Genomic DNA, 12,785 nt, shown 5'->3' with positions numbered 1-12,785 from the left:
ACATGAGCGACAGCGAACTGATCGTGCCGGTCGAGGTGCACGCCCTGCTGGTCAACGACAAGGTGCGCACCACGCAGCCCTTCTACCGCTACCAGCCGAGCTTCCACCACATGCTGGGCAGCAATCCGAACATGACGGGCCGCGGCGCCGCCGAGCCCGAGCCGTTCAGCGGCGGGAACACCGGCGGGCACGAGTCGTTCGAGGGTGTCCACGTCCAGTGGCAGCTGCCCGAGGCGCTGACCGACGGCGTCCTGGACGAGGCCACCGGGCAGACCAACTACCCGCTGGTGCCCAACCGCTGGCTGGTGGTGCGCTACGCCGAGGTGCGGGGCGCCATGGCAGCTCCGGTGGGCTGGGTGGTGCACAGCGACTACCTCCACAGCGACGACGACGGCGCTTCCTGGGACGGCAAGGGGGTGATCAACAGCTTCGTCAACCCGCGCAAGCAGAACCCGGAGGTCGACTGGCTCGGCCGCATCCACTCACTCGCCAAAGGCCCCTGGCAGGAGCAGGATCCGAAGGACGCCCCCGACATGTTCCTGACCGCGGTGGGCGCCGGCCTGCCCACCTTCGCCGCCTTCGAGCCGTACCACGAGAACGTCTTCTCGATGCACGACGACCTCATGGACCTCAAAGGCCAGGGCGACAGCTACCCGCCCGACGCCACGCTGAGCTACCTGGTCTGCGGCTGGTACAGCGACCCCGCCCAGGACATCCTCAAGCAGGTGCCCGCCATCCCCGGCCTGCTGCCACCGGACAGCGACGGCTCTCCCGCCGACGTCGTCGCCGCGCTCGGCTGGACCACCGCCGGACGGACCGCCACCGAACTCGGCGGCCTGGGTGCCGCCGCCGAACACGGCGCCGAGCACATCCTGGATACGGACGAGGAGACCTACTACCTCAGCGCGAACGCCCCCACCGCGGGCAGCCGGATCACCATCGACCTCGGCAGCATCCAGCAGATCGGCACGTTCCGGGTGCTGCTGGGCGACCCGGACGAGCAACACCTGCTCCCGAAGGTGCGCGTTCAGACGTCCGTGGACAACCAGAACTGGCCCGAGGAGTTCCACCAGGACTACGAGGCCGGCACGCCCGTCATCGACTACCGCCCGCCGGAGCCCTGCGAGGCCCGTTACCTCCAGCTGTGGATCAGGGAGCCCGGCACCGAGCCCGTCGCCGTGCGCACCGCCCAGGTCACCGCCGCCCCCGAGAGGGTCGACCGCACCGTGTACAGCGGCACCGCGCTGGGCCTGAACTGGAAGCGCTTCGGCGACGCCCCGGAGCACCCGGACCACCCCGACAACGGCGAACTCCTCAAGGTCGCCGTCGGGCACAGCACCGGCGAGGCCGCTGCCGCACTGGTCGAGCGGCAGCTTCCCGGGTCGCGCCACGCCTCGCTGGTCAGCGCGCTCTTCCACGGCACCCTGGACACCTTCGACGGCGCCGAGGGCGAGCGCGATCTGGCGGAGATCACCCACAGCAGCTGGTTCGCCGGCAGCGACGGCGGCTCCTCCTGGCAGATCGTCCCGCGCCAGGCGCCCGGCCCCGACGCCCCGCCGAAGCGTCGCAGCGCCGACCTGACCCCCGACTGGCTGGACCAGCTCAACACCGACCAGACCCGCTACGACGCCACGCTGAACGACCTGACCGCAAGCCAGTGGCGGCTGTGGGCACTGTACTGGCTGCGCAACCAGCTGGAGCACCTGGCCCCGGACCAGCGTCCCATCGGCCTGCCCGCCGACTTCGAGGCACAGTGCGAGCGGCAACTCCACCCCGAAACCGGCGACTTGGTCAAGGCGGTCGAGGCCCACCGCGACACGCTCGCCCAGCTGCTGGCCGCCCTGCCGCCCACGGCCGTCGACGGCCAGGACCCACAGGAGGCCATCGACGCCTGGGCCGCGGACGAAGAACGGGGCCTGCCCGAGCACCTCCAGCTCAAGCGCCTGCCCCAAGGCAGCTTCTACAAGCCCGCCGACCCCGTCCTGCTGGTCGAGGGCACCGGCGGTGGCACCGTGCCACTGACCCGCGACGCCGACAACCCGCTGCCCTGCCGGGTGCCCTCGAACCTGCTGCGCGGCGTGCTGCTCGGCGGTGACATGACGCCCCCGCCCACAGATCCCGCCGACCCGGGCATCGCCGGACTGCCCGCCCCCTGCGCCGCCCTGCTCAAGGAGTTCGCCCTCCTCGACCGGGCCGCCCGCACCCGCGACGGCGACCGCACCGCGCTGCACGCCCTGACCGAGAACCCGGCCACCCACACCGAGGGACCGCTTGCCGAGTTCACCGCCCCTTGGCAGCAGCCGTGGCTGCCGATGTTCCTGATGTGGAAGCTGAACTTCTCGCCCACCCCGTACCGCACCGACAAGGGCTACCACTGGACCTTCGAGGCGCCGGCCGACAGCGGCCTGGACTCCTACGGCCATGTGTGGAACGGCACCGGCACCCTGCCGGCCGACTCCCCGAGCGACGGCGACGTGCTCACCCGGCTGTTCCGCGGCCGCGCCTACCTCGCCCCCACCACCGTCTTCGTGCTGCGCGCCCAACTGGCCCGCTACCTGGCCGGCTACCCCGGCGCCGACCGTCGCGCCCTGGCCGCGCTCCGCGACGACCTGGAGGAACTCGACGTCCTCTCACAGAGCCTCGACGGGTTCAACGACTGGCTCCTGCAACTCGACGGCGGCGCCCAGGTCCCCACCGAGGGCGCCCTCGCCCACCTGACCGGGGAGCAGAACCACGTCCCCGACGGCGCCGGCGAACCGCACCAGCGGCGCTTCCAACCCGTGCGTGCCGGGCAGTTCTTCTTCACCGACCTGCGCATCGTCGACCGCTTCGGCCGTGCCGTCGACCTGGTCACCTCCGGCGCGGACGGCAACTGGAACGACCAGTACCCGATCCGCACCGCCTCGGTGACCCCGAGCGAGGATCTCTACACCGAGGTCGACAACCCCGACCGGTTCATCCAGCTCCCGCCCCGCCTCCTGCAGGACGCCCGCCTCGCGTTCGCCCCGGCGCCCGCGGGCCGGGGCACGCCGATCACCGGCTGGCTGCTGGCCAACTACCTCGACCAGACGCTGTGCTTGTACGGACCCACCGGGCAGGCCCTGGGCGAACTGCGCGTCATCACCACCGCCGGGACCACCCGCGAGGCCCGCTACACCCCACTCCCGCACTCCCCGTACAGCGGCCTGGACGACCAGCGGTTCATCAACGACCACCCCGAGCTGCACCGGCTATTGGCCGCGCTGCTCGCCCGTCGCGACTCGGCGGTGGCGTTCGAGGACCTGCTCAGGACCATCGACAAGAGCCTGCGGACCATCGTGGACTCCGGGGCCGAGGACGACCAACTTCCCGCCCGCCTGATCGGCCGACCCGTGGCCCTGATCCGCGCCGACCTCAACCTCGACCTCCAGGGCCCGCCCCTCACCGACCCGTCCTGGGCCACCATCCTCAACCAGGCCGGCGAGAACCACCCCGAGTACACCGACTACGCCTGGCCGATCCGCCTCGGCGACCCGTACGACCTGGACGACGGACTGATCGGCTACTACAGCGCCGAGCGCGACCAGAACGTCGACTACGCCCGGCTCAGCGCCCTGCAGCCCTTCGGGAGCAGCGGCTACATCGAGCCCGTGGACGCCGCGGACCTCGACCTGCCGGCCCGCACTGCCACCGGCCGCACCACCCGCCACGTCACCCTGCTCGCCCACCCTCACCTGCCGATCCACGCCACCACGGACATCCTGCCCGTCCAGGAGCTGCGCCTGGACGCCGAGCAGGTGCACCAGGCCCTCGCCGCGATCCGCGCCTCCTTCCGCCTCAACCCGCTGCTCGCCACCACCCGCAGCCCACGCACCGCCACCAGCAGCATCCCCGGCCACGGAACCAACACGCCGCAGGCCGGACCCGTCGAGCGGATCCTGGATGGCCGACTCGACACCTGGTACCAGACCGGCGCGGCACCACGCGACGGGGACACGGTCACCGTCGACCTGGGCGAGGTCCAGCCCGTCACCGGAATCGACATCTACTTCGGGGAGGCCGGCGGTGGACGCATCCCGCCCGCCAAGCAATTGCGGGCCTCCGAGGACGGCGAGGAATGGACCGAGCTCGCCCAGGCCGCCGCGACCCAGGCCGAGCTGCACTGGCAGCGCAGCCTCACCGGACCCCCGCTGCTGGCCCGCTACCTGCAACTGGTGCTGAAAGCCAACCAGTACTCGACGGTGATCCGCAGCTTCCAGGTCACCCCCCAGGACGACCCCGTGGTCATCCCGCCGCTCTCGGCCCGCTACGGCACCTGGTCCTGGGCCCAGCCCCAGGCCACCGCGAGCGAGACGCCGGACTGGGACGAACGCGCGCTGATCCCCGCCGACCACCTCACCCACCCTGACGACGCGCTGCCCACCGCCCGGGCCGGATACCTCCAGCTCCACCCCGCCACGCCGAGCGACGAACCGGCGCCTCAGCCCTGACCACCCGTCACCCCCGGAAGGGACAGCGCCGCATGACCGAGCCGGCCGACACCACACTCCTCACCTACGCCCTGACCACCACCCCCGCCGTCCTGGTCCGGGCCACCCCCGGACACCCCCGCCAGGGCCGACTGGAGATCACGGTCTCCCGCAACCCCCAGGCCCGTGGGGACGCCAGCTGCCGCAGCATCACCGTCGAGGTGCCCAGCGGCGGTCATCCGCAGGCGCTGACCGACCGCCCCGAACGCATCGACACCGCCTACAGCGCCCCGCACGGCCGCAGCTGGCACATCCACAAGAACACCGCCACGCACCCCGACCGCACCGTGATCACCTGCACCCCGGAGAACCCGCGACGGGAGGCGGTCTTCGACGAGACCGCCACGCTCACCCTGATCCTCGAACGGATCGCGCTGACCGGACCGCCCGGCACCGTCAGCCTGCGCATCACCGACGACACCGCCGGCGGCTCACAGGCTCACGCCCGGCGCAGCACCGAGCTGTCCGTCGCCGTCCAACAGGATCCCGCCGACGCGTCCTGAGGCCTGCACGACGCCCGCACCCGTCACACCGGAGGCCCCGCCCGTGTACCAGCTCGCCGCCGCGTCCGCGGCCCTACTCGACCTCGTCTGCGAGACCACGCCCCCGCTGTTCACCATCTCCACGCCCCAGGAGAACAAGAAGGGGACCCTGTTCCTCACCTTCCGCAAACCCGCGACGGGGCCGGACGTGGAATGCCGGAAGATCACCATCACCATCCCGGTCGGCCAGGAACCCACCGACCTGGTCGGCAACACCAGCGGCGCCGACGCCGATGACATCGACGACTACCCGCGCGACAGCACCGGCCTCGACTGGACCATCGAACGGCAGACCACCCCGGAGAAGCCGGGGTCTCCCTCCGAGGTCACCGCCATCACCTTCACCTGCACCCCGCCCTCGGGCGAGACCACCTTCGGCGCGGGCCGCGAGTTCACCCTCATCCTCTCCAGCGTCCCGATCAACCGCACCGCTGGCGCGGCCCCCCTCACGATCACCGAGACCACGACCACCGGCACCGGTACCGGCTGGGCGGACCGACCCATCGCCCTGCCCGCCATCGAGAAGGCCGGCAACGAGTTCCGCTTCCAGAACTTCTCGTGCGTCAAGCCCCGGGTCGCCCACGGCGAGGCCACCGTCCTGCAGTGGGACGGCACACCCCACAACACCGAGTACTACCTGTACTGGGACGACGCGCCCGCTAAACGGCTCACCGACCTGCCCGCACAACCACCACTCACCGTCCCCACTCACCAACTCACCCGCACCACCACCTTCGTACTGAACGCCCAGACCAGGAACGCGGCCAACCAGACGGTGCACCACTACCTCTCCACCACCGTCACGGTCAAAGACCCCGACATCCTGGCCAAGAGCCTCACCGCCGCCGACAAGGTCGACGTCACCGACACCTTCGTCGCGGACCGGACCAACGCCAACAAGACCTGGGCCCGCGCCACCACATTCGACGGCGACGTCACCATCACGTAGCCGCCGCACCCGGTTCCGTCCCCACTCCCGATCGCGAGGGCACCCGTGACCCAGACCAGCGCCGCCGCACCCCACGCCCAACTCCACGTGGACTGCGCCCCCAGCCCCAACCCACTCCCGGTATCCACCCCCAGCAAAACCAAGAACGGCGTCCTCGACCTCACCTTCGCCAAACCCGACGACAGCCCCGACGACATCAAATGCCAGGCCATCACCGTCACCCTCCCCGTGGGCACCACCGACACCGACCTCGCCAGCAGCGCCACCTCCGTCGAGGCCAACTACGAGGGCCAGGGCACCTGGCGCATCACCAAGCAGGCCACCAACCACACCGTCACCTTCACCTGCACCCCCGAAGCACCCGGCAACCCGCCGATGGTCACCTTCGACCCAACCCGGCGCTTCACCCTCAACCTCTCCGCCATCCCCGTCACCCGCACTCCCGGCAACGCCACTCTCACCATCACCGCCCGCACCGCCCTCACCGACGACTGGGAGACCCGCCCCGTGAGCACCGAGCCGGTCACGAAGCATCAGGAGACCATCACCGACTTCTTCTTCCGCAGCTTCTCCTGCGAAAAGCCCCAAGTCACCAACGGCGGTTCAGTGGTGCTCCGTTGGGAGGGCAGCGAGGCCGGCACCGAGTACTGGCTCTCCTGGGACGACAAGGCCCCGATCAAGGTGACTGGCCGAAGCCACCTCTCCCACACCCTCACCGACACCACCACCTTCGTCCTCGACGCCCGCACCAAGGCCGAAGACGGAGCGACCGTGCTCCACCACTACCTCTCCACCACCGTCACCGTGAAAGACGCTGATATCAAGGCCAAAACCCTCACCGCCACCGACAAAGTCACCGTCACCGACACCTTCTGGGCCGACAACAAGGACAGCAAGAAGACCTGGGCCCGGTCCACCACATTCGAAGGAGACGTCACCATCACAGGCAACAACAAACTCACGGTGGGCGGCGAGCTGGAGGCCAACGGGCCGATCAAGGCGAATCAGAACATCTTCGTCGACCGAGGCCCCGCAGGAAAGTACTACGGGGTCCACACCGCACGAATCTGGGCACTGGACGGCACGTCGGGCGGCACCGTGACCGTCAAGAGCAAGATTGACTTCGAAGGACTGGTCACCGCAGCGGACGGCATCACCATTCCGTCCCAGAAGCCACTCAAGGCCGACACGATCCAGATCCCCGACCCCGCCGGCAGCCGCAAGCAGGTGGTCTTCAACTCCCCCGTCTGGATCCAGGAGGTGGCGCTCCCCACCGGCACTCCCGCCCACCTCACAGTGAAGGGCTCGGTGGACGTCAGCAAGACGCTCGGGGTCACCGGCAAGTCCACCCTCGGGGAAATCCAGGTCAACGGCGCGGTGGACATGTTCGGGACGGTGCAGACGCTCCCATCGGGCACCAGCGTGCGGTCCTTTACCGCTCCGACCTCCGGGATCCTCATCGGGCGTGTACGCCAGTCGTCCCACTACGGCTTCGTCAGCATCAACATCGGCGGGGAATGGCTGACGGGTGGCTACAACGGCAACGGTGGAAATTGTGTGACCGCAGCCGTACGAAAGGGCCAGACATGCTCGTACTACTACCAGGAGCCAAACACCGGCGGGGTCTTCTACTGGATCCCCATGGGTAAGAACGTTTCGGCAGTGGTGGCTGCCATCACCGGGGAGGACCTTCCCCAGGCCGTGCTCGACAAGCTCGCGGGAGGGTGAGGCCGCCCCCGTCGGGACTCCATCGCCTGAGCCACCTGTGGCGGCGTATCAGTTGGTCCACGCGAACCGGGCGCGGACGCTGTCGAGCAGGACATCAGTCCGACCGCCGCCGCACAGCCCGGGTTCCCCGGGACCGCTTCCGCGGTCCCGAAACCGCGTGGACGACCCGGGGTGCGCGTTCGACATGGCCGTACGCTTCATCATCGGCCAGGGTACGCAGTGCACCAGGCTCCTGGAGGCCAACGACAGGATCGTGCGGTACCTGCTGCGGCACCGCGTGCTTACGCGGCCTTGACCACGCCCAGGTACTGCTGCGCCGCCTGAAGATCGTTGACGGTGTGCCCGCCTACATGGTGCGCGGGCGTCTGCGGATTCTGGAGCTTCTGGATCGCCCAGTTCGAGAAGGAGCCCCAGTCGTTCTCCAGGGCCACCATCAGCTGCCGTTCCCCCGGGGCCCCGGTGGTCCAGTCGGCGGCAACGAGGCTGTCGATCTTGGTGAAGCGAGCGGCCTCGCTGGTCTCCTGAACGAGGATGAGCAGGGCCTTGCTGATCTTCTTCACGTCGAGGGGGATCGTCGGCGTGGCGAGGTCGATCGCGGCCTGGTCGGTGCTGCTGCGGCCGAGCGGCACAGCCTCGCGTGAGGTCTGGGCCTGGCGTTCCAGAGTGGTGTAGCTGCCGTCGAAGCCGGTGCGGACCTCGGTGGTCTTGCCGGTGGGGTTGTAGACGGGGGCGGGGCTGTCGTTCAGGGAGTAGAACTTGTCAGTGGGCGCCGGCAAGTACCAGCCGACGACGTAGAGGTTGCTCGCGCGCACCACCAGGTCGACCGACTTCCCCGTGCTCGTGGTCAAGCGCACCGGGAACAGGTCGCCGGTCGCCGTCGGGCGGGTCTTGAACATCGTCTGGTAGAAGACCGTGCCGTCGGTGGCACGCAATCGCAATGCCTTGACGAAGGCCTGGTAGTTGGCGCCGGTGGAGTTGGCAACCGCAAGCGATGGGTTGGGATAGGCGGGCGCCACACGCACCGCCGGGGTCGGCGTGTGGGCGAACGCCGGGGTGGCGGCGGTCAGACCCGCAGCCAGGGCCGTGCAGGCCACGAGAGCGGGGAGCGGTGACAGGCGGCTACGGCGAGGGGGCATTCAGGGACCTCCGGGCGAAGGGGCGATGACATCGGCACGCTACTTTTCGCACTCGGACAGTAGCGAAGAGCGCTTGATCGGTTCATGCCGTCGCCGCCCCTGTGGGCGAGCTCACATTTCTGACGCCATGTCAGAAGCCCTGAAAGATGGAGACGTTGAAGGCGCCGATACGCAGGTCTGCCGGCGGCGGGTGCACATCCCGTGGGACTGGCGTCGTAGCGCAGGCGGCCGTCGGGGCCGAGATCGAGCAGACCCTGAAAGACGTACTCGAATCGCTGGTCCCGACCGCACCCACGGCGTAGCTGGCACAGCACGCCCGAAGGCCAACAAGCCCGAGATCTCCGAACGGTGGGGACGATGAGAAGACGAGCCGACCAGCGGCGCAATCGGGACTGCCCGACTGTCCCCGTCAATTGAGGCCATCGGTGGTGGTGAGGGTCAGCCGCAGGCGCATCCCGCAGCGGTCTGCCCGGTGCTGGTGCAGCAGGTGCCGGGGGTGTTGTCGGCGCTCTTGCCGAGGGTGTCGGCGTCGGCCTTGACGATATAGACCTCCCAAGGCTCCTTGCCGGGGCCGTGGACCCAGACCTTGCCCTGGAGGGCGTAGCAGCAGGAGGTGTCGTTCTCCTCGAAGGTGGCGAGGCCGGCGTCCTTGAGGCGGGTGGTGGCGGCGGTGACCTGCGCGGTGGAGGCGACTTCGACGCCGAGGTGGTCCAGCCGGGTGTCCTCGCCGGGTTCGCCCTCGATGAGGACGAGCTTGAGCGGGGGCTCGGTGATGGCGAAGTTCGCGTAGCCGGGGCGGCGCTTGGCGGGTTCGGTGCCGAACAGCTTGGAGTAGAAGGCGATGGAGCCTTCGAGGTCGGCGACGCGGAGGGCGAGCTATGGCGGCCTCTTCACCCAGCAGCATCTCGGGAAGCCGCGATGTGATCCCAAGGATCTCTGTTCCGACTCCGCGGCATCCGGCCACGGAGCTTGTGCAATAACCTGTTTGGCGGACCACGCCGACCACTGCTACCTTTCCGGAGGCCGTGCGAGAGAGCGAGGAGGTGGTACCCGTGAACGCAGTATTGATATGGGTGCTCCCCTCCGGGGTCACGGTCGGGCGATAGGTCGTCCGGGAGCGCCGTTCCAAAGCACTCCCGAAAGACACGACCATGCATTTCACTTCTGAGCAGCGCCTCGAGGACGGTGTCCTCGAGCGCGAGTTCACCCTTGGCGAGATTCCCGGCATCCTGTGGACGCCCGTGTCCGGGTCCGCACCGGCGCCGCTGATCCTGATCAGCCCCCCGCCGCTCGGACTGCGCAAGATGTACCCCCGGCTGGCTGGGCGAGCCCGGTACTACGCGGCGGAGTACGGCTTCGCCGTGGCCACCATCGAGCTCCCCGGGAGCGGTGACCGGCCCGGTTGGCCCGCAGCCGAGCAAGCCCGCGCCGATCTGCGCCGGGCGATGGAGGTGGGCGAGCCGGTCGGCGACGAGATCGTCAACGCCCTGATCCTCCCGCTCGTGGAGAGGGCGGTCCCGGAATGGCGGGCCACCCTGGACGCCCTCCTTGAGCTGCCCGAGATCGGCGGCCCGGTCGGGTACGAGGGGGGAATCATCTCCATCGGCGTCCGGCTGGCGGCGGTCGAGCCGCGCATCGCGGCCGCCGGTCTCTTCGCCGGGAGTCGCGTGCCGGCCGCCATCGTCGAGGAGGCCCGTCAGGTCACCATTCCGCTGCAGGTCCTGCTGCAGTGGGACGACGAGGGGAACCCCCGGCAGGCGGCCCTGGACCTGTTCGACGCCTTCGGCTCCAAGGAGAAAACGCTGCACGCCAACATGGGCGGGCACACCGGCGTCCCGCAGTTCGAGCTCGACGCCGGGGCCCGGTTCTTCGCCCGGCACCTGCGGTGAGGCCGGGCCGCCAGGCCACAAGCAGACGATAAGCCGTGCTGGCCAGGATGCTGTTCGTCGAGGGCGGGTCCTGACGCTCCTCTGCTATGTGCCGCGGGCCCCTGCCAACCTGGCAGGGGCCCGCGGTCCCGAGGCCATGAACTGTTCGATTTCTGCACAGCTTCGAGTGCCGCCCAAACTCGTGTACAAGTGCTGTCGGTTCTCGTGAACAAAGCCAGGGAAGCGCCCCGCACCGGCCGCGGCCTGCTTACGCGCAGGGTGTGCTTACGCCGAGGCGTCCGTACCGGTGCCACGGGCGCGGCGGCCGAGCACGATGCCTACCGCCGCGCCGAGGACGCCGACCACGATGCCGGCGATGCCCAGGGCGCGGGCGGTGGAGTCGCTGCCGCTCGCCTTCGCGGTGGTGGTACTCGTCGAGGCCGGGTCGGCCTTGGCGCTCGCCGCGGCGCTGGGGGCGGGAGCGTCGGAGTCGCCGGCGGTGGCGGCGGTCAGCTTGAGCACTGGGGCCGGGTTCTTCGGCTCGGGCTGGCCGGCCTGGGGCTCCTCGATCCAGCGCACGATGTTGCCGTCGCTGTAGGTCTGCAGGGCCTTGAAGACGACCTTGTCCGTGCCGTCGGGCAGCGCGCCGAGGTCGACGGTGAAGTCCTGGAAGTGGCCGGGGGTGATCTGGCCGCCGGTCCACACGACCTGGGAGACGGCGTCGGTGATGTCGCCGTCGTCGGTGTGGATCGGGGTGGCGAGCTTGGTGGTCTGGATGCTGTCGGTCCAGCCCGGCACAGGCGCGACCTTGACGGACGGGATCGGGTGGTCCGTGGGGAAGTCGATCTCGACCTTCACCGTGCTGTTCTTGTCGTCCTCGTTGGGCACGCGGAACGCGAAGGTCTGGTCGGTCGCGTTCTTCGGCACGCTGGACGGCTGCACGATGACGTGCGCGGACGCCGGCACGGCCGCACCGAGAACGGTCGCGGCGCCCAGGGCGCAGGCGGCGGCAAGACGCTTCTTCAGGGACAGGCTCATGGCTGTGTGGTCTCCAGGTCGGAGGCACGCGCACACCGGTGTGCACGAGCGGCGGGCGCGCGGTGGACCCGGCGCCGCTGCCCGTGGAGGCGGAGCACGTGTATGTGATCAGAGGGAGGGCGGAGGGCCGCGACCCGAGAGCGGTTCCGCTCCGGTCAGGCGGCCGATACCAGCGGCGGACCGCGCCTGATCACCACATGCCGCAACGACGTCCACCGCGGCAGCCACCACCGGCCCTCGGCGGGCACGAAGCGCGTAGCGGCGGCCCGCGACCGTCCGGCCGTCCCGCCGCGCAACAGCGCGAACAGGGCCAGCACCCCGCGCAGCGAAGCCTCGCGGGCGTGAACCGTCGCTGAGACGGTCTCGGCCGTCAGCCGCACCAGCCGCCAGACCGCCACCTCGCCCCGCCACAGCCACCACCCCGCGGCGACGGTCGCCACCAGGTGCGCGACGAGCATCGCGGGACTCAGCCCCAGGAGCGCCGCATGGCCCCAGAAGGAGACATGCGTCGCCGCCACGACGGCGTGCGCAGCACCGCCGCTTCCCGCCGCGACATGTGCGGCCGACGGGCCTGGCCGCCCACTGCCCACCGGCAGCGCCCCGGACATCCCGGCCATGCCGGACATGCCATGCATCCCAGGCATCCCGACCATGGAGGAGACCGAGGACGGGTTCGCCGGCGAGGCAGCCGATGGAGGCCGCCGCCCACACTGCGCAGCATGGAAAAGGACGTGCAGTCCCCCCTGGCCCACGGCCAGACCGCCGATGATCGCCCGCAGCGAGCACTCCCGCCGCGCCGCGAGCACGGCGACGACACCGACGAGTGCCCACCCGAGCAGCAGCGCACCCGACGGTACCGCGCTGCCGGACGCCAGCCCGTGCCCGGCGGCGGCCAGCGCGACGCAGACCGTCGCGAAGGGCAGGGCCCGCAGTACGCGAAGGTCGAGCGCGGCGGCATGTACCGGCGTGGGCACGGGCGTGGTTCTCGGGGCAGACATGGCCGGGACATCATGACA

At 70.0% G+C, this 12,785-nt stretch carries 9 protein-coding genes; 5 read left to right on the top strand and 4 right to left on the bottom strand.

All coding sequences use genetic code 11. The annotated features are described in order from the left end of the window. Positions 1–2 precede the first annotated feature (2 nt). The 4 genes from ACIG5E_RS16895 to ACIG5E_RS16880 are packed head-to-tail and all read left to right on the top strand — an operon-like array spanning position 3 to position 7,727. Positions 3–4,469 (top strand): discoidin domain-containing protein, encoded by a 4,467-nt coding sequence (locus tag ACIG5E_RS16895; protein ID WP_396534186.1) that lies wholly within the window; start codon positions 3–5, stop codon positions 4,467–4,469. A gap of 32 nt (positions 4,470–4,501) precedes the next feature. Further along, a complete protein-coding gene (locus ACIG5E_RS16890; protein WP_396534185.1) occupies positions 4,502–5,011 on the top strand; it encodes a hypothetical protein in 510 nt (169 codons plus the stop codon). Between the two features lie 43 nt (positions 5,012–5,054). Continuing rightward, the gene (locus ACIG5E_RS16885; protein WP_396534184.1) at positions 5,055–5,999 is read left to right on the top strand and encodes a hypothetical protein; all 945 of its coding nucleotides are present in this window, start codon (positions 5,055–5,057) and stop codon (positions 5,997–5,999) included. A gap of 45 nt (positions 6,000–6,044) precedes the next feature. After that, the gene (locus ACIG5E_RS16880; RefSeq protein WP_396534183.1) at positions 6,045–7,727 is read left to right on the top strand and encodes a hypothetical protein; all 1,683 of its coding nucleotides are present in this window, start codon (positions 6,045–6,047) and stop codon (positions 7,725–7,727) included. A 281-nt stretch (positions 7,728–8,008) separates the two neighbouring features. Here ACIG5E_RS16880 and ACIG5E_RS16875 read toward each other — a convergent pair whose 3' ends face one another. Next, positions 8,009–8,821 (bottom strand): ribosome-inactivating family protein, encoded by an 813-nt coding sequence (locus tag ACIG5E_RS16875; RefSeq protein ID WP_396534182.1) that lies wholly within the window; start codon positions 8,819–8,821, stop codon positions 8,009–8,011. Between the two features lie 480 nt (positions 8,822–9,301). After that, complete coding sequence (locus ACIG5E_RS16870) at positions 9,302–9,706, bottom strand: ArsI/CadI family heavy metal resistance metalloenzyme (RefSeq protein ID WP_396534310.1); 405 nt, start codon at positions 9,704–9,706, stop codon at positions 9,302–9,304. A 308-nt stretch (positions 9,707–10,014) separates the two neighbouring features. Between ACIG5E_RS16870 and ACIG5E_RS16865 the strand changes: the two genes are divergently transcribed. Beyond that, entirely contained in the window at positions 10,015–10,752 is a 738-nt protein-coding gene (locus ACIG5E_RS16865) for a dienelactone hydrolase family protein (RefSeq protein WP_396534181.1), read from the top strand. Between the two features lie 264 nt (positions 10,753–11,016). Here ACIG5E_RS16865 and ACIG5E_RS16860 read toward each other — a convergent pair whose 3' ends face one another. Together ACIG5E_RS16860 and ACIG5E_RS16855 are read right to left on the bottom strand one after the other, a co-directional pair. After that, positions 11,017–11,769: a YcnI family protein gene (locus tag ACIG5E_RS16860; RefSeq protein WP_396534180.1), complete on the bottom strand. Its 753-nt coding sequence runs from the start codon at positions 11,767–11,769 to the stop codon at positions 11,017–11,019. Positions 11,770–11,924: 155 nt separating this feature from the next. After that, positions 11,925–12,743: a hypothetical protein gene (locus ACIG5E_RS16855; RefSeq protein WP_396534179.1), complete on the bottom strand. Its 819-nt coding sequence runs from the start codon at positions 12,741–12,743 to the stop codon at positions 11,925–11,927. Between the last annotated feature and the right edge of the window lie 42 nt (positions 12,744–12,785).

The sequence above is a fragment of the Kitasatospora sp. NPDC053057 genome (assembly GCF_044546945.1).
Classification (GTDB): Bacteria; Actinomycetota; Actinomycetes; order Streptomycetales; family Streptomycetaceae; genus Kitasatospora.
The sequence above is the reverse complement of the archived record's forward strand: the minus strand, read 5'-3'. Positions and strand labels throughout refer to the sequence as shown.

What these genes read in the sequence shown, in the direction of transcription:
- ACIG5E_RS16895 (WP_396534186.1), top strand. Translation starts at nt 3, where the DNA reads ATGAGCGACAGCGAACTGATCGTGCCGGTCGAGGTGCACGCCCTGCTG.
- ACIG5E_RS16890 (WP_396534185.1), top strand. Translation starts at nt 4,502, where the DNA reads ATGACCGAGCCGGCCGACACCACACTCCTCACCTACGCCCTGACCACC.
- ACIG5E_RS16865 (WP_396534181.1), top strand. Translation starts at nt 10,015, where the DNA reads ATGCATTTCACTTCTGAGCAGCGCCTCGAGGACGGTGTCCTCGAGCGC.
- ACIG5E_RS16860 (WP_396534180.1), bottom strand. Translation starts at nt 11,769, where the DNA reads ATGAGCCTGTCCCTGAAGAAGCGTCTTGCCGCCGCCTGCGCCCTGGGC.